Source organism: Streptomyces sp. NPDC006393 (assembly GCF_040628575.1).
In the GTDB taxonomy this organism is placed as follows: domain Bacteria; phylum Actinomycetota; class Actinomycetes; order Streptomycetales; family Streptomycetaceae; genus Streptomyces.
On sequence record NZ_JBEXZD010000060.1, the window covers coordinates 13,060 to 32,953 of the forward strand.

Annotated in this window: 22 protein-coding genes and 1 tRNA gene; 5 read left to right on the top strand and 18 right to left on the bottom strand. The window is 72.7% G+C overall.

Features of this window, described 5'->3' with window-relative positions; translation table 11 throughout:
• Positions 1-68: 68 nt before the first annotated feature.
• Genes ABZ484_RS23430 through ABZ484_RS23445 form a run of 4 tightly spaced genes read right to left on the bottom strand, consistent with a single transcriptional unit; the run spans position 69 to position 2,244 of the window.
• Positions 69-584 (bottom strand): nucleoside deaminase, encoded by a 516-nt coding sequence (locus ABZ484_RS23430; protein WP_358867867.1) that lies wholly within the window; start codon positions 582-584, stop codon positions 69-71.
• A gap of 10 nt (positions 585-594) precedes the next feature.
• Positions 595-1,095: a nucleoside deaminase gene (locus ABZ484_RS23435; protein ID WP_358867868.1), complete on the bottom strand. Its 501-nt coding sequence runs from the start codon at positions 1,093-1,095 to the stop codon at positions 595-597.
• Between the two features lie 27 nt (positions 1,096-1,122).
• Complete coding sequence (gene cynS / locus ABZ484_RS23440) at positions 1,123-1,593, bottom strand: cyanase (protein ID WP_358867869.1); 471 nt, start codon at positions 1,591-1,593, stop codon at positions 1,123-1,125.
• Between the two features lie 57 nt (positions 1,594-1,650).
• Positions 1,651-2,244, bottom strand: a complete 594-nt coding sequence (locus ABZ484_RS23445) for a carbonic anhydrase (RefSeq protein WP_358867870.1) — start codon at positions 2,242-2,244, stop codon at positions 1,651-1,653.
• Positions 2,245-2,382: 138 nt separating this feature from the next.
• Between ABZ484_RS23445 and cynR the strand changes: the two genes are divergently transcribed.
• The 3 genes from cynR to ABZ484_RS23460 all read left to right on the top strand — a co-directional run bounded on the left by cynR (position 2,383) and on the right by ABZ484_RS23460 (position 6,383).
• Positions 2,383-3,333 (top strand): transcriptional regulator CynR, encoded by a 951-nt coding sequence (gene cynR, locus ABZ484_RS23450; RefSeq protein ID WP_358867871.1) that lies wholly within the window; start codon positions 2,383-2,385, stop codon positions 3,331-3,333.
• Positions 3,334-3,405: 72 nt separating this feature from the next.
• Entirely contained in the window at positions 3,406-5,223 is a 1,818-nt protein-coding gene (locus tag ABZ484_RS23455; RefSeq protein WP_358867872.1) for a bifunctional metallophosphatase/5'-nucleotidase, read from the top strand.
• A gap of 131 nt (positions 5,224-5,354) precedes the next feature.
• Positions 5,355-6,383, top strand: a complete 1,029-nt coding sequence (locus tag ABZ484_RS23460; protein WP_358867873.1) for a CorA family divalent cation transporter — start codon at positions 5,355-5,357, stop codon at positions 6,381-6,383.
• A gap of 57 nt (positions 6,384-6,440) precedes the next feature.
• Here the strand turns inward: ABZ484_RS23460 and ABZ484_RS23465 are convergent, their stop codons facing one another.
• The 3 genes from ABZ484_RS23465 to ABZ484_RS23475 form a co-directional block, all read right to left on the bottom strand.
• On the bottom strand, positions 6,441-7,808 hold the full coding sequence (locus tag ABZ484_RS23465) for a hypothetical protein (RefSeq protein ID WP_358867874.1): 1,368 nt from the start codon (positions 7,806-7,808) through the stop codon (positions 6,441-6,443).
• A gap of 210 nt (positions 7,809-8,018) precedes the next feature.
• Positions 8,019-8,657, bottom strand: a complete 639-nt coding sequence (locus tag ABZ484_RS23470) for an HD domain-containing protein (RefSeq protein WP_358867894.1) — start codon at positions 8,655-8,657, stop codon at positions 8,019-8,021.
• 188 nt (positions 8,658-8,845) lie between these two features.
• Positions 8,846-8,919 (bottom strand) — tRNA-Pro (locus tag ABZ484_RS23475).
• 171 nt (positions 8,920-9,090) lie between these two features.
• Between ABZ484_RS23475 and ABZ484_RS23480 the strand changes: the two genes are divergently transcribed.
• Together ABZ484_RS23480 and ABZ484_RS23485 are read left to right on the top strand one after the other, a co-directional pair.
• Entirely contained in the window at positions 9,091-9,798 is a 708-nt protein-coding gene (locus ABZ484_RS23480) for a transketolase (protein WP_358867875.1), read from the top strand.
• A 45-nt stretch (positions 9,799-9,843) separates the two neighbouring features.
• Positions 9,844-10,764 (top strand): transketolase C-terminal domain-containing protein, encoded by a 921-nt coding sequence (locus ABZ484_RS23485; RefSeq protein ID WP_358867876.1) that lies wholly within the window; start codon positions 9,844-9,846, stop codon positions 10,762-10,764.
• Between the two features lie 72 nt (positions 10,765-10,836).
• Here the strand turns inward: ABZ484_RS23485 and ABZ484_RS23490 are convergent, their stop codons facing one another.
• From ABZ484_RS23490 to ABZ484_RS23540, 11 genes are all read right to left on the bottom strand, one after another.
• Entirely contained in the window at positions 10,837-12,264 is a 1,428-nt protein-coding gene (locus ABZ484_RS23490; protein WP_358867877.1) for an MFS transporter, read from the bottom strand.
• 154 nt (positions 12,265-12,418) lie between these two features.
• Complete coding sequence (locus ABZ484_RS23495) at positions 12,419-12,778, bottom strand: MmcQ/YjbR family DNA-binding protein (RefSeq protein ID WP_358867878.1); 360 nt, start codon at positions 12,776-12,778, stop codon at positions 12,419-12,421.
• Between the two features lie 30 nt (positions 12,779-12,808).
• The gene (locus ABZ484_RS23500) at positions 12,809-13,351 is read right to left on the bottom strand and encodes a GNAT family N-acetyltransferase (RefSeq protein WP_358867895.1); all 543 of its coding nucleotides are present in this window, start codon (positions 13,349-13,351) and stop codon (positions 12,809-12,811) included.
• A gap of 2 nt (positions 13,352-13,353) precedes the next feature.
• A complete protein-coding gene (locus ABZ484_RS23505; protein ID WP_358867896.1) occupies positions 13,354-13,926 on the bottom strand; it encodes an XRE family transcriptional regulator in 573 nt (190 codons plus the stop codon).
• A gap of 97 nt (positions 13,927-14,023) precedes the next feature.
• Complete coding sequence (locus tag ABZ484_RS23510) at positions 14,024-14,926, bottom strand: LysR family transcriptional regulator (protein WP_358867879.1); 903 nt, start codon at positions 14,924-14,926, stop codon at positions 14,024-14,026.
• 61 nt (positions 14,927-14,987) lie between these two features.
• A complete protein-coding gene (locus ABZ484_RS23515) occupies positions 14,988-16,187 on the bottom strand; it encodes a glycine C-acetyltransferase (RefSeq protein ID WP_358867880.1) in 1,200 nt (399 codons plus the stop codon).
• A 45-nt stretch (positions 16,188-16,232) separates the two neighbouring features.
• Entirely contained in the window at positions 16,233-17,261 is a 1,029-nt protein-coding gene (gene tdh / locus ABZ484_RS23520) for an L-threonine 3-dehydrogenase (RefSeq protein ID WP_358867881.1), read from the bottom strand.
• A 250-nt stretch (positions 17,262-17,511) separates the two neighbouring features.
• The gene (locus ABZ484_RS23525) at positions 17,512-18,204 is read right to left on the bottom strand and encodes a GAF domain-containing protein (RefSeq protein ID WP_358867882.1); all 693 of its coding nucleotides are present in this window, start codon (positions 18,202-18,204) and stop codon (positions 17,512-17,514) included.
• Complete coding sequence (locus ABZ484_RS23530; protein ID WP_358867883.1) at positions 18,201-18,905, bottom strand: ATP/GTP-binding protein; 705 nt, start codon at positions 18,903-18,905, stop codon at positions 18,201-18,203. The genes ABZ484_RS23525 and ABZ484_RS23530 overlap by 4 nt, the downstream gene beginning before the upstream one ends.
• A complete protein-coding gene (locus ABZ484_RS23535) occupies positions 18,883-19,260 on the bottom strand; it encodes a DUF742 domain-containing protein (protein ID WP_189904055.1) in 378 nt (125 codons plus the stop codon). Before ABZ484_RS23535 ends, ABZ484_RS23530 begins: the two co-directional genes overlap by 23 nt.
• The gene (locus tag ABZ484_RS23540; RefSeq protein ID WP_030176607.1) at positions 19,257-19,691 is read right to left on the bottom strand and encodes a roadblock/LC7 domain-containing protein; all 435 of its coding nucleotides are present in this window, start codon (positions 19,689-19,691) and stop codon (positions 19,257-19,259) included. The genes ABZ484_RS23535 and ABZ484_RS23540 overlap by 4 nt, the downstream gene beginning before the upstream one ends.
• Positions 19,692-19,894: the final 203 nt, after the last annotated feature.

Here is a 19,894-nt window from a genome sequence, read left to right on the forward strand (position 1 = left end):
TTCTCGCCCGGGTGCGGCAGAGGCGGGGTCAACCGTTCGGATGACCCCGTCCCCGCCTCGGAGCGGTCTCACGTCCCGGCGCGGCCCTCGCGCGCCTGCCGGTGGAACCGGTGGTGCAGGTCGCGCAGCCGTGCGGCCAGGGCCGGGACGGGCCCTTGCACCGGGAGACCGGGCACCACGTCCTGGATCGCCAGGCAGCGCACCGGGGACGGCTCCACGCCCAGCTCGGCCAGCCACTCGCCGAGCTGGGCCGCCGAGTGCGCGTAGACGATACGGCCCAGTCCGGCCCAGCCGTGGGCGGCCGAGCACATGGGGCAGTGTTCCCCGGAGGTGTAGACGGTGGCCGCCGCCCGCTCCTGTGCGGTGAGGTGGGTGGTGGCCCAGCGGACCAGTTCGAACTCCGGGTGGCGGGTCCTGTCGGCGAGGGTGCGGACCCGGTTGCGGTCCTCCGCCAGGACCTGACCGTCGGCGCCGACCAGGACCGAGCCGAACGGCTCGTCCCCGGCCCGCAGCGCCTCCTGCGCCAGTTCCACGGTGCGTTCCAGGTGCCGCGTCTCCGCGGCGCTCGGCTCGGTGGGGGTCACGACAGCTCCTTCAGGAGGCGGTGGGGGCGCCGGTGACACGGCGCTCGCCGCCGTTGCGTTCCTGCCACAGCCGGTAGACCTCGACCGCGCCGTCGTGGGGCTCGTGGCGCATGGGCAGCCGGCGCTCGTCCCAGCTCTTGGCGAACTCGTCGTAGAAGTTGTCCAGTTCGAAGTACTTGCGGTCGTCGACGTAGTACGGCGCGTAGGCGTCCCGGGTGGTGAGGAAGACCACCGCGTCGGGCGAGCAGTAGTACAGCGCCCCCAGGCACATCGGGCAGGGCTGGGCGAGCACGTAGATCGTGGTGCCGACCAGGTGCTCCGTGCCCAGCTTCGTGCACGCCTCGCGGATGGCGAGGATCTCGGCGTGCGCGGTGGGGTCGCCGGTCTGGGCGACCCGGTTCGGGCTCTCGGCGAGGATCTCGCCGTCCTTGACGATGACGGTCGCGAACGGGCGTCCGCCCTCGGTGACGTTGCCCCGGGCGAGGTCGACAGTGCGTTGCGCGAAGTCCATGAAATGTGTCCTTCGGTCAGGGGAGGTTCAGAAGGGCTTGGTGGGCAGGTACTTGCCGTCCAGGGTGATCACCGCGCGCTCGCCGCCCTCGGGGTCGGCGACCTTCTTCACGTCGAGCCGGAAGTTGATCGCGGAGATGATGCCGTCGCCGAACTGCTCGTGGACCAGCGCCTTGAGCGTGGTGCCGTAGACCTGGAGCATCTCGTAGAAGCGGTAGATGGTCGGGTCGGTCGGGATGCCGCCGGGGATGGAGCCGCGCGTCGGGATCGCCTGGAGCAGCCGCACCGCGTCGGCGTCCAGGTCCAGCAGCTCGCCGACGGCCCGCGCGGACCGCTCGGGCAGGGCGTGCTGGCCGAGCAGGGCGGCTGTGGTGAACGCGACCGACAGGCCGGCCGCGTCCGCGATCTGCTGCCAGGTGAGGTCCTTGCGGATCTTGGCGTCGACCGCGGCGGCGGCCAGGGCCTGACGGGCGGCGGGGTCGAACTGGGCGTGCGTCATGAGGGGTCTTCCTTGCTGGTCGAGGGGTCGGGGGTGGGTGGAGCAGTGGAGCCGCGGTCAGGCCGCGGGCGTGGCGACCGGACCGGCGGGCGAAAGGTCCTCGACGTCTCCGGTGGCGATGTCGAAGACCCAGCCGTGCAGGGTGAGGCCGCCCTCGGCCAGGGCGTGGGCCACCGAGGGGTGGGTGGCGAGGTTGGCCAGCTGGGCGAGCACGTTCTGGCGGATCAGGGAGGCGACGTCCCCGCGAGCGGCCGCACGGGCGCGGGAGGCGTCCGCGTGCCGCAGCCACTGCGCGAGCGTCGGCACGGCGCTCAGGTCGTGGCACTCGGCCAGCGCCGTCATGGCGCCGCAGGCGGAGTGCCCGCACACGACGATGCGGGACACCCCCAGGACGGCGACGGCGTACTCGATGCCGGCCGTCACCGCGTCGGTGCCCGGGGCGTAGGCCGGGACGAGGTTTCCCGCGGTGCGGACGACGAACAGCTCACCCGGCTCGCTGGCCGTGATCAGCTCCGGGACGACGCGGGCGTCGGAGCAGCCGATGAACAGCGTGTGCGGTGCGTGGTGACCGGCCAGCCGGGCGAACAGGTCCGCCTTGGCGGTGTGCACGTCCCGCTGGAAACGCGTGACGCCCTCGGCGAGGTCGCGCATGGGTCACTCCCTTCGATGGGTTACGGCCGAACGGGTTCCGGCCTTCCGGCTCGATGGATCCACCATGCAGGACCTGGTGCTATAGCGTCCAAGACGCAGTACTCATGACTGTCATTGGTGCCATCTATGATGGTGGGCATGGGTCCGGAACTGCGTCACCTGCGCTACCTGCTGGCCGTGGCCGAGCACGGCAACTTCACCCGTGCGGCCGAGGACCTGCGCATCTCCCAGCCCACCCTGTCCCAGCAGGTCAGGCAACTGGAGCGCACCGTCGGCGTGCAGCTGCTGGACCGCACCGGCCGCAGCGTCCGGCTCACCGACGCGGGCGAGACGTACGCGCGCTACGCCCGGCGGGCCCTGCGGGACCTGGCGGCGGCGCAGCGCGCCGTGCAGGACGTCCAGGACCTCTCCCGCGGCCATCTGCGGCTCGCGGTGACACCCACGTTCACCGCGTACCTGGTCGGGCCACTGACCGCCGAGTTGTACCGCCGTCATCCCGGCGTCACCCTGGACGTCAGGGAGATGACCCAGGACCGCATCGAGTCGGCGCTGCTCGCCGACGAACTCGACCTCGGCATCGCCTTCGCCGGCGACCATCTGCCCGGTCTCGCCGTCACCACCCTGTTCACCGAGACCCTCGGCCTCGTCACCGGCGCCCACCGTCCGGGCGCCGACCGCCCTCGTCCACTGCCCGTGCAGGAACTGATGACCTATCAGCTGGCGCTGCTCAGCGGCGACTTCGCCACGCGCACGCACATCGACGCACATCTCGCGGCCCAGCGGGTGCGGCCCCGGATCGCGGTGGAGGCCAACTCCATCCAGGCCATCATCGAGATCGTCCGGCGCACGCCGATCGCCACCGTCCTCCCCGACGCCGTCACCCACGACCACCCCCATCTCACCCCCCTGCCCCTCGACCCTCCCCTGCCCGCGCGCACGGTGACCCTGCTGCGGCGCGGCAGCGGCTACCAGAGCGCGGCCGCGCGCGCCTTCACCCGCCTCGCCCACGATCTGGTCCGCTCCCGCGGCTACGTCCGGACCGGCCCCGAGGACAGTGCGGCCGGCGGTCCGTCATCGCAAAGCTCCTGACAACTACGCGCGTTGACCCTAGGCTGCGGCCACTGGTCTGTTTCTTGATCCGGTCACGTCCGAGGGGGGACCATGTCTCCGATACGTCAACGCCGCCACACCCCGCGAAGAGCCGCCACCACGGCTGTCGCCGCGGCCGCCACCCTGGCCGCACTGGGCGCGCTCGGCGCCGCCGCTCCCGCCCAGGCCGGCCCCGCCCAGGCCCGCCCCGGCGGGCACCCGAGCCACACCACCGACCTGCAACTGCTCGCGCTCAACGACTTCCACGGCAACCTGGAGCCGCCCGCCGGTTCCTCCGGCCGGGTCACCGAGCAGGAGCCGGACGGCACCACGAAGTCCGTGGACGCCGGCGGTGCCGAGTACCTGGCGAGCAGCCTGCGCACCGCGCGCAAGGGTCACGCCCGTTCGCTGACCGTCGCCGCCGGCGACATCGTCGGCGCCAGCCCGCTGCTGTCCGGCCTCTTCCACGACGAGCCCACCGTCGAGGCCATGAACAAGCTCGGCCTGGACGTCACCAGCGTCGGCAACCACGAGTTCGACGAGGGCAAGGACGAGCTGCTGCGCCTCCAGAACGGCGGCTGCCATCCCGTCGACGGCTGCTACGAGACCGGCCGCACCTTCGAGGGCGCCGACTACCCGATCCTGTCGGCCAACGTGATCGACGAGAAGACCGGCCGTACGCTGCTCCAGCCGTACTCCGTCAAGAACGTCAAGGGCGTCAAGGTCGGGTTCATCGGCGTCACCCTGAAGGGCACCCCGGACATCGTCTCGGCCGAGGGCGTCAAGGGGCTGAAGTTCCTCGACGAGGCCGAGACGATCAACAAGTACACCAAGGTCCTCCAGCGGCAGGGCGTGCACGCGATCGTCGCGCTCATCCACGAGGGCGGCTACCCGGTGTCGTCGGCGTACAACTACGACTGCGACGCGGGCGGCAACGGCTCCGGCCTGAGCGGGCCCATCGTGGACATCGCCAAGAAGGTCTCGCCCGAGGTCGACACCCTGGTCACCGCCCACACGCACAACGCCTACGTCTGCACGATCCCCGACCCGGCCGGCCGCCCCCGCCTGGTGACCAGCGCGGCCTCCTACGGACGGCTCTTCACCGAGCTGGACATGAAGTACGACTGGCGCACCCACGACATCGTCCGCACCTCGGTCAAGGGCGCCAACCACGTCGTCGACCGCACCCAGCCCAAGGCCCCGGACCTGACCCGGCTCATCGACCACTGGAGGACGCTCGCCGCCCCGGTCGCCGACAAGGCCGTCGGCTATATCTCGGCCGACATCACGCGCGGCACCGAGGGCACCCCCGAGTCGCCGCTGGGCGACCTGATCGCCGACGCCCAGCTGGAGTACGCCAGGACCGTCGACAGCGGCGTCGACCTGGCCCTGATGAACCCCGGCGGCATCCGCGCGGACCTGGTCCGTGCCGCCTCCGGCGGCGAGGGCGACGGGGTCGTCACCTACGGCGAGGGCTTCGCCGTGCAGCCGTTCAGCAACACCGTCAACGTCAAGACGCTCACCGGCGCCCAGCTCATCACCGTGCTGCAACAGCAGGTCAGCGGCGGCAACGCCGCGGTGCCGAAGATCCTCCAGATCTCCGACGGCCTCACCTACACCCTCGACCTGACCAAGTCGGGCGCCGACCGCGTGGTGGCGGACTCCGTCCGGCTGGGCGGCGAGCCGATCGACCCCGCGGCCACCTACCGCGTCGCCATGAACTCCTTCCTGGCCGGCGGCGGCGACGGCTTCACCGAGCTGGGCAAGGGCACCGACCAGGTGGTCGGCGAGGACGACCTGGCCGCGCTGGTCGACTATCTGACGGCGCACTCGTCGCCGTCCGCGCCGTACACCCCGACGGCCGCCGACCGGATCACCGTCCGGCGGTAGCGGTACCGCACCAACCGGCCCGCCTCACCCCTTCGAGGCACCCGGTGAGGCGCCTGCGCGCCTCCCGGGTGCGCGGGCCGCTCGCCGTGCGCACCGTGGGACTCACGGGTCCGTGACGGCGGTGAGGGGCGATGATCGTATCGGTGGTGTCGATGCCGGAGGGGGTCGTCACTCGTACGGACCTGTCCGATGCGCGTGAGCGTCTCGCCGTCTCCGACTTCCTCCTGGTCGACCTGCAACTGCCCGAGGAGGCGGCGCCCGACGAGCAGCCGGTCACCCGCGGGCTGGGCCTTCCCGCCGAGCACCTGTCCTGGTTCGGCAGGGCGGGTGAACCCGTGCGGGCCGAGTTCCTCGGGGACCGGGCCGGGGTCGTCCTGCCGGTGCTCGAAGGGGGCCGGGTCACCCATGTGCACGCGCTGGTGACGGAGCGGCACCTGATCACGGTCCGCCGCGGACCGGTCGCGTCGCTGGACAGCCTCATGGCACAGCTCGGGCGGGAGAGACCCCACGACACGGTGGCCGTGCTGTTCCTGCTGCTCCAGGAGGCCCTGGCGACCTTCCGCCGGGCCGCCGTGGACGCCCTGCTCAGGGTGGAGGACCTGGAGGACCAGATGTTCGACAGGCGACGCCCCGAGCAGGTCTACCGGCTGGCTCAGCTGCGCCGGCGGGCCGCACTGCTGCACCGCACCCTCCTGCCCTACCTCCAGGTGACGGACGAGACCCTCACCCGGAGGATGCTCAGCCGCAGTTTCCCCGAGGAGCGCCAGCGGCTCGCCCAGGAGTTCCAGCAGGCCGGGAGGCTGGCCCTCACGGACGTCGAGTCGCTCCAGGAGGCCACTCGGCGGGCGTTCGCCAGCTACTCCTCCCTGGTCTCCGGTGAGCAGAACGGGGTGATCAACCGACTGGCCGTGGTGTCGGTGATCTTCCTGCCGTTGTCGTTCCTGACCGGGTTCTTCGGGATGAACTTCACCTATCTGACGGACGAGCTGGAGAGCAAGGACGTCTTCTGGCTGCTGGCCATCGGACTTCAGGTGCTCGTGCTGTTCGTCGCGCTCTACGTGCTGCACCGCACCCGTCTGTGGCGCAGGCTCCGCGACGACGAGGGACTGGAGGACGAGGGCGGCGGACCGGCAGGACCGGCGGGACCGGCGAACCGGTGAACCGGAGGATCGGCGAACCGGAAAACCGGAGGACCGGCGGACCGCGGTGTTCCGGGGTCAGCCGGCTGCCTGCGGCGTTCCGGGCTCCGGTCCCGAGGATGGTCCGGTCCCCCGTCCCAAGGAGGCGGGCCGCGCGGGCGGGGCCCGCTCGTCGAGGAACTCCACGACGGCCATGGCGCACAGCAGCACCAGTGCGATGACGAGGACGACCCAGCCCGTCGGGTAGCTCCACAGGAGATACGTCAGGACGGCCGCGGCCACCAGGATCCAGGTGATCCAGGTCCGGAACCGGTGGACGAAGGGCCCGACCGGGCCCGCACGGAAACCGACGTGGTCCGCCGCGCCGCGGACCGCGCCCAGCCCCGACCGCCATGCCTCCCGCACGAACCCGGCCCGCCGGCCCGGCCCGGTCAGCCAGGCCGCCAGCGCGATGACCACCGCCAGGGCCACGACCCTGCGCACGGAGGTGCGCAGATACCGGGTGAGCGTGTCGTAGACCGCCCCGGCCGCCGGCTGCGAGACGGTGTCCGGCAGCGCGTTGAGATACACCTCCCGGAAGACGGTGAGCGCGAGACCGAGGACGAGCATGGCGACCGCGACCGCGAGCACCGCCGCGACCAGCACGCGCCGGCGGTGCACGGACAGCAGCACACCCGCGACGACGAGCACCACCACCAGCACCGGCAGCCAGAACCCGGCGATCCGGAGCACCCGCAGGTAGGTCTTCAGCTTGCCGAGCTTGTCGGAGCGCAGGACGGTGAAGTCCGTGTGGACCTGCGGAATCCTCGCGGCGGCCGTCATGCCTTCGTCGACGAGACGCTGCTTGACCCGTTCCACGACCGGGGCCAGGTCGACCGTCACCGACTGGTTGTTGATCTTCACAGCGCCCCCGCCGCCGGTCAGCGCCTTGTCGAGGGCGGTGTGGATCCGACGGTTGGCGTTGATCCAGATCCGCCGGAAGGCGTCGGAGGCGATGACGTCCTGTGCCTTGTCGCGGACGAAGCTGCGGACGGCGTTCTCCAGGGTGCCGCCCAGCTTGCCGAGCGCCTTCTCCAGCAGCGGCCGGTCCTCGGGGGCGGCACCTTCGAGCAGGGTCGGCAGATCGATGTGGCTCATCACCGCGTCGGTGACCCGGTTCGCCGCCGCCGCCTGGACGGCGGGGTCGGACGCCAGGGGCGCCACCGTGGCGACGTAGCGGTCGGTGTCGTCGACCTCGTCCGCCGTCCAGGCGGCGACGGCGGCGAGCGGGGCGAGGACGCAGCTCAGGACGATGAGGAGCGCCGAGAAGAAGGACCTCCAGCGGTGGTGGGGCGGCCGTGCCGCCCGGCCCGCCTCCAACGCGGCGACGCGGTCTCTGAGTTGCTCCAGTTCCTCGCGGTCTCCGCCCCTGCCGGGCGACGGCGGCTCCTCGCGGTCGGGGCCCATGGGGTGCTCCTCGGGCAGGTCGGTGTCCCTGGTTCGCGTGCGCCAAGTGCTCGCGGAGCACCACGTCCTCGCGCAGCCGGCGGCACCCGTCCTCCGGCACCACTATCCGCCGCGGTCGCGGCACCCGCCCGGTGGGTACGGCCGTTGCGGTCACCGGCGCCGCCGCCACCGTGTGGTCCACGTCCGCGGGAAGCGGGGCGAGGTCGCGGGCTACGTCGGCCAGGGTGCGCCGGTGATGCGCTCGACCATGGTGGTGCGGCGGAAACCGGGAACGAAATGTTCCAGCACGTCCGCGTTGACGGTCCCGTACGTGGTGTCCGGGCGGTTCCTGAGCCCCTCGACGAACGCCTGAAGGAATTCCTTCTTGAAGTCTCCGCGGGGGTGGACGGCGACGATGTCGTCCACCTGGCCGCCGTCCAGCCCGTCCAGCCCCCAGCCGACCACGTCGGTCAGCACTCCGTAGTTCGTGGCAGCCGTCTCCGGGCCCATCCGGCCGGGGACACCCGGTGTCGTGTGCAGGGCGATGGCCGTCCAGACCACGTCGGCGGAGCTCTCCGGGAACCCGTGGCCGAGCAGGAACCTGCGCGCGTGATCGGCGCTGTCGAGTTCGAAGCGCTGCTCCGTGTCGGAGAACGGAGTCACAAGGCCCGTGTCGTGGAACATCGCGGAGATGTAGAGCAGCTCCGGATCGGGCCGGAGGCCGAGGGCTCGCGCATGGAGGGAGCCGAAGAGGAAAACCCGCCTCGAGTGATGGAACAGGAGGGGATCGACCGTTTCCCGGAGGAAATCCGTGGCCTCCGCGGCGGCCGCGGTCTCGGGAATGTCCACCCCTGCGACGATGTCGGTCATGATGTCCACGCTCTCCCATCCTCGTGCGACGAGAGGACGGTGCTCGGTCCTCACCTTCAACGGTGCCGACCACGAGGCGCTGGGCGCCACTCGCCCGGCGGACGACGGAATGCCCGACGGACGACGCAATGACGGAAGAGGCCGTGCCGGATTTCTCCGGCACGGCCTCCGACCTGCGTCTTCACACGTCGGGACGACAGGATTTGAACCTGCGACCCCTTGACCCCCAGTCAAGTGCGCTACCAAGCTGCGCCACGTCCCGTTGCCCGTCTGACCTGGGGTTTCCCCCGGCCGAACGCGCAGGAAAACAATACCGCACTCGGGCCGATGGTCGCGCACCCCTTTCGGCCGGCGCACTCGGCGAGGGCTTCGCCCGCCGGGGACGACAGCGGCACTTGACCTCAAGTTTGGTTGAGGTCGCACGATCGTACGCATGACGATCACCGAAGAACTCGGGCGCACCCACGGGTACGCCGACCTGCCCCGGCTGATGGGGCTCATGACGGGCGACGAGAAGCACGGACCGGCCGCCACCTCCACGCTCGACGTGCTCTGGGTGCTCTACGACCGGGTGCTGCGGGTCCGCCCGGAGCAGCGGGACGATCCGGAGCGGGACCGGTTCCTGCTGTCGAAGGGGCACGGCCCGATGGCCTACTACGCGGTCCTCGCCGCGAAGGGCTTCGTGCCGGTGGACTGGCTGCCGCGGTTCGGCGCCTACGACTCCCCGCTCGGGCACCATCCCGACCGCGTCCTCGTGCCGGGCGCCGAGATCGGCAGCGGGTCGCTGGGGCACGGACTGCCGATCGCCGTGGGCACCGCCCTGGGGCTGCGCGCCCAGGGGCGTGACCGGCCCCGGGTGTGGGTGCTGACCGGGGACGCCGAACTGGACGAGGGCAGCAACCACGAGGCGATCGCCTTCGCCGGGCCGGCGGGACTCGAGCAGTTGCACACCGTCGTCGTCGACAACGCCTCCGCGAGCCACGCCCGTCCGGGCGGGATCGCGGCCCGCTTCGAGGCGGCGGGCTGGTCGGCGCTGACGGTCGACGGCCGCGACCACGAGGCGCTGTACGCCGCCTTCACCGCACCGCATCCCGGCCGGCCGCACGTGGTGGTGGCCCGGGTCGAGCCGAAGAACGCCTGACCTCCCCTCCTCCTTCCCTCCCTCTCCGTGGAAAGGGTCCACCTCATGGACACCATGCGTGACCGTTTCGCACCCGTCGTCTCCCGCCTGCTCGACGAGGACCCGCGGGTCGCGGTCGTCCTCGCCGAGATCGGCAAGGACGGCTTCGCCGAGGCCCGGCGCCGGCATCCCGACCGGGTGATCAATGTGGGCATCCGTGAACAGCTCCTGGTCGGCGCCGGTGCGGGGCTGGCGCTGACCGGGATGCGGCCGGTGGTGCACACGTTCGCGAGCTTCCTCGTCGAGCGGCCCTTCGAGCAGGTCAAGCTCGATCTCGGGCACCAGGGCGTGGGCGCGGTGCTGGTGAGCGCCGCCGCGTCCTTCGACTGGCCCGCGGGCGGCTACACCCACATGGCGCCGGGCGACGTGGCACTGCTGGACACCCTGGACGGCTGGACCGTCCATGTGCCCGGCCATCCGGACGAGTCCGAGACGCTGCTGCGGCACGCGGTCGCCGCGGGCGACGACAAGGTCTACGTACGGCTGTCCGTGCAGTCCAACGCGCAGGCGCGCCCCGTCGACGGGGAGCGCTTCACCACCGTGCGCGAGGGCCGCTCCGGTGTCGTGGTCGCCGTGGGGCCGATGCTCGACGCGGTGCTCGACGCGACCGAGGGGCTCGATGTGACGGTGCTGTACGCGACGACCGTACGGCCCTTCGACGCGGCCGCCCTGCGGCGGGCCACGCGGACGGCCGGGGCCGACGTCGTCCTCGTCGAGCCGTATCTGGCGGGCACGTCGACCGCCGCCGCGAACGAGGCGCTGTCCGACGTCCCGCACCGCGTCCTGGGCCTCGGCGTGGGCCGCGCCGAACTGCGGCGCTACGGAACCGTGGCGGAGCACACCGCCGCGCACGGGCTCGACGCCCGGTCGCTGCGGGAGCGGATCTCGGCGTTCCTCGGCGGCGGGCCGCTGTCGGGGGGTGCCTGAGAACCGCCGGGGCGGGCCCGAGGACCGATGGGGTCCGGTGCCGTCCGGTGCCGTCCGGTTCCGTTCGTCGGGCTACGGCCTCTCCGGACGCGTCCGCCCGGGTCCGGACGCCGCACCCGGGAGACGGGCGGGAGGCCGCGCGTCGGCGCGTATCAGGTCGCGTATCGCGGGGACCGCGAGCAGCGCGGTCGGTACGACCAGGCTGATCGCGGCGGACACCAGCAGCACGTGGCCGGCGCCCAGGGCCGAGGCGGCGGGCCCGGCGAGGGCCTGGCCGACGGGCATCATGGCCAGGGAGCCGGCCACGTCGTAGGCGTGGATGCGGTTGAGGACGTCCGGCGGGACCTGTGTCTGGACGCTGGTCGCCCACATCACGCCCCAGAACGACATGCCGGCCCCGGCGACCGCGGCGCCCGCGGCCATGAGGGGCACCCCCAGGCCGGCCCCGACGGCCGCCGGGAACCAGACGAAGGCGAAGAGGGCCACCGCTCCGGCGCGCAGCATCCGGCGGGGCCGCAGCCGCAGCGCGAGGAAGCCGCCGACGACGGTGCCCGCGCCGAGGGCGGAGTTGATCAGGCCGTAGGAGCGCGGGCCGTGCTGCTGGACCACTTCCGTGGCGACCAGCGGGACGGTCGGACCCCAGACGGCGATCATGTAGAGGCACCAGACCGCGATGACGCCCCACAGCCAGGTCCGCGCTCTGAACTCCCGCCATCCTTCGACCAGGTCGGCCTTGAACGTCCCCGACCCGTGACCGGCGGCGGGGTCGCTGCCCGCGGGGAGCGGGGGCAGCCTGAGCAGCAGCAGGCACAGGGCGCTGACCGCGTAGGTGGCGGCGTGGGCCGCGAACACCCCGCCGGGCGAGGCGAAGCCGACGAGGAGGCCGGCGACGGCGGGGCCGGCGAGCTGGGCGGCGGACTCGGCGATGCGTATGGCGCCGTTGGCCCCCTGGATGTCGGCGGCGAGCCGGGGCACCGTACTGGCCACGCCCGGCTGGAACACCGCGCCGGCCACACCGTTGGCGAGGCCGATCGCGCAGATCTCCCAGAGCACCACGTGCCCGGAGTAGAAGAGGACGGCGGCCAGGGACTGGGTGACGAGCCGGACCAGGTCGGCGCCGATCATCAGCTTGCGGGTGCTGAACCGGTCGGCGATGACCCCGCCGAAGACCACCAGTCCGGCGAAGGCGGCGGCCGTCGAGGCCATGGCGAGGCCGACCGCCCCCGCGCCGTAGCCGTGTTGCAGCAGGCCCGCGGCGAGCGCGACGGGCAGCATGGTGTCGCCGAGGCGGGCGACGGCCCGCGCGACGAAGAACAGCGCGAAGTCCCGCGACCAGACCGGCCGCTCCCGCGCGCCGTCCTCGGGCCCCGTCCCGGCCCCTGCGCGGGCTCCGGCGCCGGCTCGCCTTCCGGCGGCGGGCGGCGCCCCGGCTCCGGCGACGCCGTCATGCCGTGCTGCCGCCGCCTCCCCTGGTGACGACTGCGATGAAGTTCCGGTCATCCCCTCGACGCTCCCCTCCCCGGCGGAAACCCGCCCTGCCCGTGCCCCGCGCGCCCCCGGCTCCTCCCCCGCGGTGGCAGCCGAGGCCCCCGCGCGCCGACTGCCTCCGTGCTGGGGATCATGCCATGGCCCACTGCCAACGCCCGAGGGGATTTCAGCGGACGGTGGGCGGCCCGAGCTCCGGGTAGGCCTCCAGGAGCCGGGGCGGGGCGGCCTGGCGCCAGGAGTCGGCGAGGATGTCCCGCAGCTCCGCCTCGTCGTCCAGGGCGGCGAGACGGGCGCGGACCCAGGCGAACTGGGACTCGTGGCCCGCGATCCAGAACTTCTCCGGCTCGGCCAGGACCAGTTCGTCGCGCTCCTCCTTGGGACAGCGCACGGCGATGGAGGTCTCGTCCTCCGGCAGGGTGGCGAACATCTTCCCCGCGACCCGGAACGTGGGCATGCTCCAGGCGGTCTTCTCCGTCGTGTCCGGCAGGGACAGGGCGATACGGCGTACGTCTTCGGCATCCGGCATGGCATGCACCGTAGCCGCCGCCACTGACAATCACCCGCCGCCGGCGGCCGTCCCCACGTGCTTGTAGTACAGGGTCGTCGGCCGCAGCACGCCGTCGGGACTCGCCGCGTAGTCGGGGATCGTCCCGGCACGGGTCCAGCCGGCGGAGCGGTACAGGGCCTCGGCGGGGCTGTCGGTCTCGGTGTCCAGGTGGAGCAGCGTGATCCCGGCCGCGGATGCCGCCGCCTCGGCGGTGGCCAGGAGGGCGCGGCCCAGACCGCGGCCGCGGGCACGCCGGTGCACCATCAGCTTGACGACCTCGGCGCGGTGACGGCTGTTGGGCTTGTCCGGGAGGGCGAGGCTCACGGTGCCGGCCGGGCCGCCGGCGTCGTACGCCACCCACACCGTGAGCCGTCCGGCGGCCACGGCCCGCGCGCGCTCCCGCCACCACCGCGCGGCCTCTGCCGGTTCCAGGGGCGCGAGGAAGCCGACGGAGGCGCCGCCGTCCACCGTGTCGACCAGCAGCGCGGCCAACTCCTCGGCCAGGTCGTCCAGTCGGGCCGCGGCCAGGGGTTCCGGGGCCGGGTGTCGCACGGTCACGGCCGCACCACCGCCAGCAGATAGCGCGCACCGGTGTCGTCCGCGCACCGGAACCGCGTCGGCCCCCACACCCGCATCCGCAGGCAGTCACCGGCCCGAAGCCGGTGCGCGGTGTCCCGCTCGGTCACCTCCAGGGCCCCGTCGAGCACCCAGATGTGCTGCTCCAGACCGGCGACGGGCGGGCGGTCGTAGGCGATGTCGGCGCCGGCGGCGAGCCGGCCCTCGACGAGTTCGCCGCGCAGCCCGGTGTGCGGCGGCGACACCGAGCGCCGTACGAAGCCGGAGTCCCGGTCCTCCCACACCGGCTGGTCGGCGGCCCGTACCAGCGGGGCGGGCTCCGCCTCGACCTCGCTGAGCAGCTGGGACATGGTCCGCCCGTAGACGTGGCACAGCCGGTTCAGCAGCGCGGCGGTGGGGCTGGTCTCGGCGCGTTCCGCCCGCGACAGGGTGGACCGGCTCACTCCACTGCGCTCCGCCAGCTCTCCCAGCGACCAGCCTCGCTCGGTTCTCAGCTGGACCAGCCGGGCGCCGAGACGGGCGTCCACCGGGTCCGGGTCCTGCGGGCGCATCCGGTCGGGCGGTCCCACCGGGTCCGGCGGACTCTTCTCGGTTCGTCTCATATCCGGGACAGTATCCCGGACATGAGACGGCCGGGTTACGGAATCCTCACGCCCGGGCGGCCTCGCCCAGCGCGTCCAGCACCGGACGGATCAGCGGGTGCTCCTCCGCGCCCCGGCGCACGGCCGCGAAGACCCGGCGCGTGGGCGCGACCCCGTCGACGGGCCGGACGACCGCGCCCGCCAGGTCCATGCCGCGCAGCGCGGAGCGCGGGACGAGCGCCACGCCCGCGTCGGCCGCGGCGAGGGCCACGACCGCGCGGAAGTCGTCGGAGGAGTGGTCGATACGCGGCTGGAACCCGGCGTTCTCGCAGGCCAGAACGACCACGTCATGGCACGGGTTGCCCGGGTAGGGGCTGATCCACGGGTCCTTGGCCAGCTCGGCCAGCGGCACCTCGGCCGCGTCGGCCACGCGGTGGGTGACCGGGACGACCGCGTCGAAGGGCTCGGCGTAGAGCGGGACGTGGGTGAGGCGGGGGTCGTCCGCGGGCGGGGCGCCCCGGTACTCCACGGCGACCGCCACGTCGACCTGCCGGTCCAGCACCATCGGCAGGCTGGCGTCGCCCTCGGCGTCCCGGACGCGGATGCGGATGCCGGGCGCGGCCTCGGCCAGGCGGGCCACCGCGGGTGCCACCACCTCGGCGATGCCGGTGGCGAAGGAGGCGACGGTGACCGTGCCGGCCGCGCCCGAACCATAGGCCGCCAGCTCGGCCTCCGCCCGCTCCAGCTGCGCGAGGACGGCGTTGGTGTGGCTGAGCAGGATCTCGCCGGCCGGGGTGAGCCGTACGCCCTTCGCGCCGCGCTCCACCAGCCGGTGCCCGGTCTCCTGCTCCAGCGCCGTCAACTGCTGCGAGACGGCCGAGGGCGTCAGGTACAGCGCGGCGGCAGCCGCCGTCACCGTACGGTGGTCGGCCACCGCACGGAGGATGTGCAACCGCCGCGCTTCGATCATGAGATCGATTATCGCAAGACCGCCGGCCGTCCGGGACGCGGCCCGGTCAGCCGTACGCCCTTCAGCCCTCCAGTTCCGCGCGGGCCGCGACGAAGGCGTCGACCGCGCGGTCGACATCCGCGGTGGAGTGCGCGGCGGACAGCTGGACGCGGATGCGGGCCTGGCCCTGGGGGACCACCGGGTAGGAGAAGCCGATCACGTACACGCCTCGCTCCAGCAGCAGCTCGGCCATCCGTCCGGCCTTCGCCGCGTCGCCGATCATCACGGGTGCGATGGCGTGGTCGCCGGGGAGGATGTCGAAGCCCGCCTCGGTCATCCGGGAGCGGAACAGCGCGGTGTTCTCGGCCAGCCGGACGCGCAGGTCGTCGGCCGACTCCAGCAGGTCCAGCACCTTCAGGGAGGCCGCCGCGATCACCGGGGCGAGGGTGTTGGAGAACAGGTACGGGCGGGAGCGCTGGCGCAGCAGGGCGACGATCTCGGCCCGGGCGGCGACGTAGCCGCCGGAGGCGCCGCCGAGGGCCTTGCCCAGGGTGCCGGTGATGATGTCGACGCGGTCCATCACGCCGTGCAGCTCGGGGGTGCCGCGGCCGCCGGGGCCGACGAAGCCGACGGCGTGCGAGTCGTCGACCATGACCATGGCGTCGTAGCGGTCGGCGAGGTCGCAGATCTCACGCAGCGGGGCGACGTAGCCGTCCATGGAGAAGACGCCGTCGGTGACGATGAGCTTGCGGCGGGCGCCGCCCTCGTTCGCCTCCTTGAGCTGCCGTTCCAGGTCCGCCATGTCGCGGTTGGCGTAGCGGAAGCGGCGGGCCTTGGACAGGCGGATGCCGTCGATGATGGAGGCGTGGTTGAGGGCGTCGGAGATGACCGCGTCCTCGGGGCCGAGCACCGTCTCGAACACACCGCCGTTGGCGTCGAAGCAGGAGGAGTACAGGATCGTGTCCTCCTGGCCGAGGAAGGCCGACAGCCGGGCCTCCAGCTCCTTGTGCACCTCCTGCGTGCCGCAGATGAAGCGCACGGAGGCCATGCCGTAGCCCCAGCGGTCCAGGGCCTCGTGGGCGGCGGCGATCACCTCGGGGTGGTCGGCCAGGCCCAGGTAGTTGTTGGCGCAGAAGTTGAGGACCTCGCCGGGGCGGCCGCCCGCGGTGACGTTGACGGTCGCGGACTGCGGGGTGCCGATGACCCGCTCGGGCTTGTGCAGACCGGCGGCACGGATCTCGTCGAGGGTGGCGCGGAGGTCGTTCCGCACGGAGTCGAACATGGAAGGGCTCCTTGAAGGTGCTGGCGGATGAGGGGGCCTACGCGGTCAGGCGCTCCAGTCGAGGATGACCTTCCCGCCCTTGCCGCTCGCCGCGTCGGCGAAGGCCGCCTCGAAGTCGCGGTAGCCGTACCGGCCGGTGATCACCGGGGCGAGGTCGAGACCGCCCTCCAGGAGCACGGACATCGCGTACCAGGTCTCGAACATCTCGCGGCCGTAGATGCCCTTGATGGTGATCATCGAGGTGACGATCCGGGCCCAGTCGACCGGGAACTCCTCGGCGGGCAGGCCGAGCATGGCGATCCGGCCGCCGTGCGTCATGTTGGCGATCATGTCGCGCATCGCCTCGGGACGGCCGGACATCTCCAGGCCGATGTCGAAACCCTCGCGCAGGCCGAGCGAGCGCTGCCCCTCGGCGATCGTCGACTCGGCGACATTGAGCGCGAGGCTCACGCCGACCTTGCGGGCCAGTTCCAGGCGCTCCTCGCTCACATCCGTGATCACGACGTTGCGGGCGCCCGCGTGGCGGGCCACGGCGGCGGCCATCAGGCCGATCGGTCCGGCACCGGTGATCAGCACGTCCTCGCCGACCAGGGGGAAGGACAGCGCGGTGTGCACCGCGTTGCCGAACGGGTCGAAGATGGCGGCGATGTCGAGGTCCACGGGGACGCGGTGCACCCAGACGTTGGACGCGGGCAGGGCGACGTACTCGGCGAAGGCGCCGTCGCGGCCCACGCCCAGACCGACGGTGGCCCGGCACAGATGGCGGCGCCCGGCCAGGCAGTTGCGGCACTTGCCGCACACCAGGTGGCCCTCGCCGCTGACCCGGTCGCCGACCTTGATGTCCGCGACGTCGCGCCCGGTCTCGACGACCTCGCCGACGAACTCGTGACCGACCACGAGCGGCGTGCTGATCGCCTGCTGCGCCCAGCCGTCCCAGGCCCGGATGTGCAGGTCGGTGCCGCAGACACCGGTGCGCAGCACCTTGATCAGTACGTCACCGGGGCCGATGGCGGGCTCGGGAACGTCCGCGAGCCACAGTCCTGGCTCCGCCTTCTGCTTGACCAGCGCCTTCAACGCTACGGCTCCTGTGGTTGGCGCCCCGGGCGGGATCCGGGCATGCCGGAGGGTCCCGCGTCCGGGGAGGGGGGTGGGATCGCACAGCAATCTGCCGTACGACGGCGCGCCGGTCCATCGAGGATTTCTTAAACGCGGCCACAGCTTTCCTTCACACCGCCCTCCCGAGCCCACCCCGCCCTCCCGAGCCCCCCGGCAAGCAGCCACCCGTGCCGTGTCGCCCGGCAGCCGAGGCGACCACCCCCGCCCGTCACACACGGAAGCCGTCCGGCTCCCCCTCCTCCAGCCGCCGGGTGAGTTCGGCCGCCGCCGACTTGATGGTGTCCAGGCCTTCCCGGCCCCAGGGGCGCGGCGTGACGTCGACGACGCACACCGTGCCCAGCACCATCCCTGTGCTGTCGATGAGCGGGGCGCCGAGGTAGGACCGGATGCCGAACTCGTCGACCACCGGGTTGCCCGCGAACCGCGGATAGTCACGGACGTCCTCCAGCACCAGTGCCCTGCGCCGGGCCACCACATGGGGGCAGAAACTGTGGTCGCGGGCCAGATGGCGGCCCACTTCGGGCCGCGGGCCCTCGCCGTCGGCGGGAGCGGGAACGGGGGCGAGGGCGGGGGCGGTCGCGCCCGCCGGAACAGCGGGGGCCGCCGGACAGTCGCCGCCGGCGGGGGCGGCATGAGCGGCGGGGGCGGGAGCGTCGACGTTCAGGACGTCCCGTGCGGGCCGGTGCAGACCGGCGAAGAACTGGCCGTTCTCGTGCGGGAAGTTGACCATCGCGTACGGCGCCCGGGTGCGCTCGGCGAGCCGGTCCGCGAAGGCGTCGAGGGCGGGCTCGGGACGCTCCCCCAGACCGAGCCTGCGCAACCGCAGGGTGCGGGCGGGGGCCTCGGTGTCCTCGGGAGTGAGCAGCAGGCGACCGGCCGGGCGCGGCGGGTCGTAGCTCATGGCCGGGCTCCGGCGCCGTGCGGGGCCTGGGCGAGGAGATGCCGTACGAGGGTCAGCAGGGTCTGCACGCCCGAGCTGGAGATACGGGCGTCGCAGCGGACCACGGGGATCTCCGGGTCCAGGTCGAGGGCGGAGCGCACCTCGTCGGGGTGGTAGCGGTAGGCGCCGTCGAACTCGTTGACGGCGATGATGAAGGAGAGACCGCGCTGCTCGAAGAAGTCGACGGCCGCGAAGCACTCCTGGAGGCGGCGGGTGTCGGCGAGGATCACCGCGCCCAGCGCGCCCTCCGACAGCTCGTCCCACATGAACCAGAACCGCTCCTGACCGGGCGTTCCGAACAGGTAGAGCACGTGCCGCGGGTCGAGGGTGATGCGTCCGAAGTCCATCGCCACGGTCGTCTCGACCTTGTTCTCGATGCCGTCGAGATTGTCGGTGCCCTCGCTGACCGTGGTGAGGAGTTCCTCGGTGCTCAGCGGCGCGATCTCGCTGACGGCGCCGACGAAGGTCGTCTTGCCCACGCCGAACCCGCCCGCCACCAGGACCTTGAGCGCGGTGGGAAACGGGTCGGAGCCGCCGCCCCGGTCGTGCGTGCCGTGGCCGTGCGTGCCGTGGCCGTGCCCGCCGTAGTCGTGCCCGCCGCCGTCGTACCCGCCGCCGCGGCCGTGGCCGCCGCCGTGGTCAGAGCTGTCGTCGTAGTCCATCGAGCACTGCCTCCAGAAGAGCCCGGTCAGTGGGGTGGTGGTGGGTCACGGGGGGTTTCGTGGTGAGGGCGCCGCAGTCGACGAGGTCGGACAGCAGCACCTTGGCCACCGCCGCCGGCAGCCTCAGATGGGCGGCGATCTCGGCCACCGAGACGGGGGCGAGGCACAGTTCGAGCGCCTGCCCGTGCTCGGGGCCGAGATACCCCAGCGGCGTCACCCCGGTCGCCATCACCTGCGACATGAGGTCGAGTGCGATGCTGGGCCGGGTGCGGCCGTTGCTGACCGTGAAGGGGCGCACCAGCCGTCCGGCCGCGTCGTCGAGCCAGGGCCCGTCGCCGGCCGCCGCCGCGCTCAAGGCCGCAGCGCCGGGGGTTCGACGGTGTACTGGCGGGGCGCGGTCACGAGGTAGGGACGGACGCTCTTGACCAGCATCGCCATCTCGTAGCCCAGGACCGCCGCGTCGGCCTCGCGGCCGGCCAGCACGGCGAGACAGGTGCCGGAGCCGGCCGTGGTGACGAACAGCAGGGTCGAGTCGAGTTCGACGACGACCTGCCGTACGTCACCCCCGTCGCCGAAGCGGATTCCGGCGCTGCGGCCGAGGGAGTACAGGCCGGAGGCCAGCGCGGCCATGTGGTCGGCACTGTCGGGGTCCAGACCGTGGACGGACTTCACCAGCCCGTCGCAGGACAGCAGGACCGCGCTGGTGGTGTGCGGTACACGCTGCACGAGGCCGCTCATCAGCCAGTCGAGGTCGGACACTTGGCCGGTCGGCGCATCGCTCGCCATGGTGGATCGACTCCTTGGGGTACGAATGTCTGCGGGAGCGCTGGGGGTGGGGGTGGGGGTGGAAGGGAGAGTGGGGCTGGGAGTGGGAGTGGGGGTCGGCTTGGGGGTGCGGGCGGATTCGGGGGTGGGCGAGAGAGCCCGGGCGGGGACGGACTCCCGCGCTCGTGGGGACGGCGGGACGGTCCTGCCCTCGATTCCGGTGA

Bases quoted from the DNA above. Each gene is read 5' to 3' on its own strand.
- ABZ484_RS23435 (WP_358867868.1), bottom strand. From the start codon at position 1,095: ATGGACTTCGCGCAACGCACTGTCGACCTCGCCCGGGGCAACGTCACC.
- cynS (WP_358867869.1), bottom strand. From the start codon at position 1,593: ATGACGCACGCCCAGTTCGACCCCGCCGCCCGTCAGGCCCTGGCCGCC.
- ABZ484_RS23445 (WP_358867870.1), bottom strand. From the start codon at position 2,244: ATGCGCGACCTCGCCGAGGGCGTCACGCGTTTCCAGCGGGACGTGCAC.
- cynR (WP_358867871.1), top strand. From the start codon at position 2,383: ATGGGTCCGGAACTGCGTCACCTGCGCTACCTGCTGGCCGTGGCCGAG.
- ABZ484_RS23455 (WP_358867872.1), top strand. From the start codon at position 3,406: ATGTCTCCGATACGTCAACGCCGCCACACCCCGCGAAGAGCCGCCACC.
- ABZ484_RS23460 (WP_358867873.1), top strand. From the start codon at position 5,355: ATGATCGTATCGGTGGTGTCGATGCCGGAGGGGGTCGTCACTCGTACG.
- ABZ484_RS23465 (WP_358867874.1), bottom strand. From the start codon at position 7,808: ATGGGCCCCGACCGCGAGGAGCCGCCGTCGCCCGGCAGGGGCGGAGAC.
- ABZ484_RS23470 (WP_358867894.1), bottom strand. From the start codon at position 8,657: ATGACCGACATCGTCGCAGGGGTGGACATTCCCGAGACCGCGGCCGCC.
- ABZ484_RS23480 (WP_358867875.1), top strand. From the start codon at position 9,091: ATGACGATCACCGAAGAACTCGGGCGCACCCACGGGTACGCCGACCTG.
- ABZ484_RS23485 (WP_358867876.1), top strand. From the start codon at position 9,844: ATGGACACCATGCGTGACCGTTTCGCACCCGTCGTCTCCCGCCTGCTC.
- ABZ484_RS23490 (WP_358867877.1), bottom strand. From the start codon at position 12,264: ATGACCGGAACTTCATCGCAGTCGTCACCAGGGGAGGCGGCGGCAGCA.
- ABZ484_RS23495 (WP_358867878.1), bottom strand. From the start codon at position 12,778: ATGCCGGATGCCGAAGACGTACGCCGTATCGCCCTGTCCCTGCCGGAC.
- ABZ484_RS23505 (WP_358867896.1), bottom strand. From the start codon at position 13,926: ATGCGCCCGCAGGACCCGGACCCGGTGGACGCCCGTCTCGGCGCCCGG.
- ABZ484_RS23510 (WP_358867879.1), bottom strand. From the start codon at position 14,926: ATGATCGAAGCGCGGCGGTTGCACATCCTCCGTGCGGTGGCCGACCAC.
- ABZ484_RS23515 (WP_358867880.1), bottom strand. From the start codon at position 16,187: ATGTTCGACTCCGTGCGGAACGACCTCCGCGCCACCCTCGACGAGATC.
- ABZ484_RS23525 (WP_358867882.1), bottom strand. From the start codon at position 18,204: ATGAGCTACGACCCGCCGCGCCCGGCCGGTCGCCTGCTGCTCACTCCC.
- ABZ484_RS23530 (WP_358867883.1), bottom strand. From the start codon at position 18,905: ATGGACTACGACGACAGCTCTGACCACGGCGGCGGCCACGGCCGCGGC.
- ABZ484_RS23540 (WP_030176607.1), bottom strand. From the start codon at position 19,691: ATGGCGAGCGATGCGCCGACCGGCCAAGTGTCCGACCTCGACTGGCTG.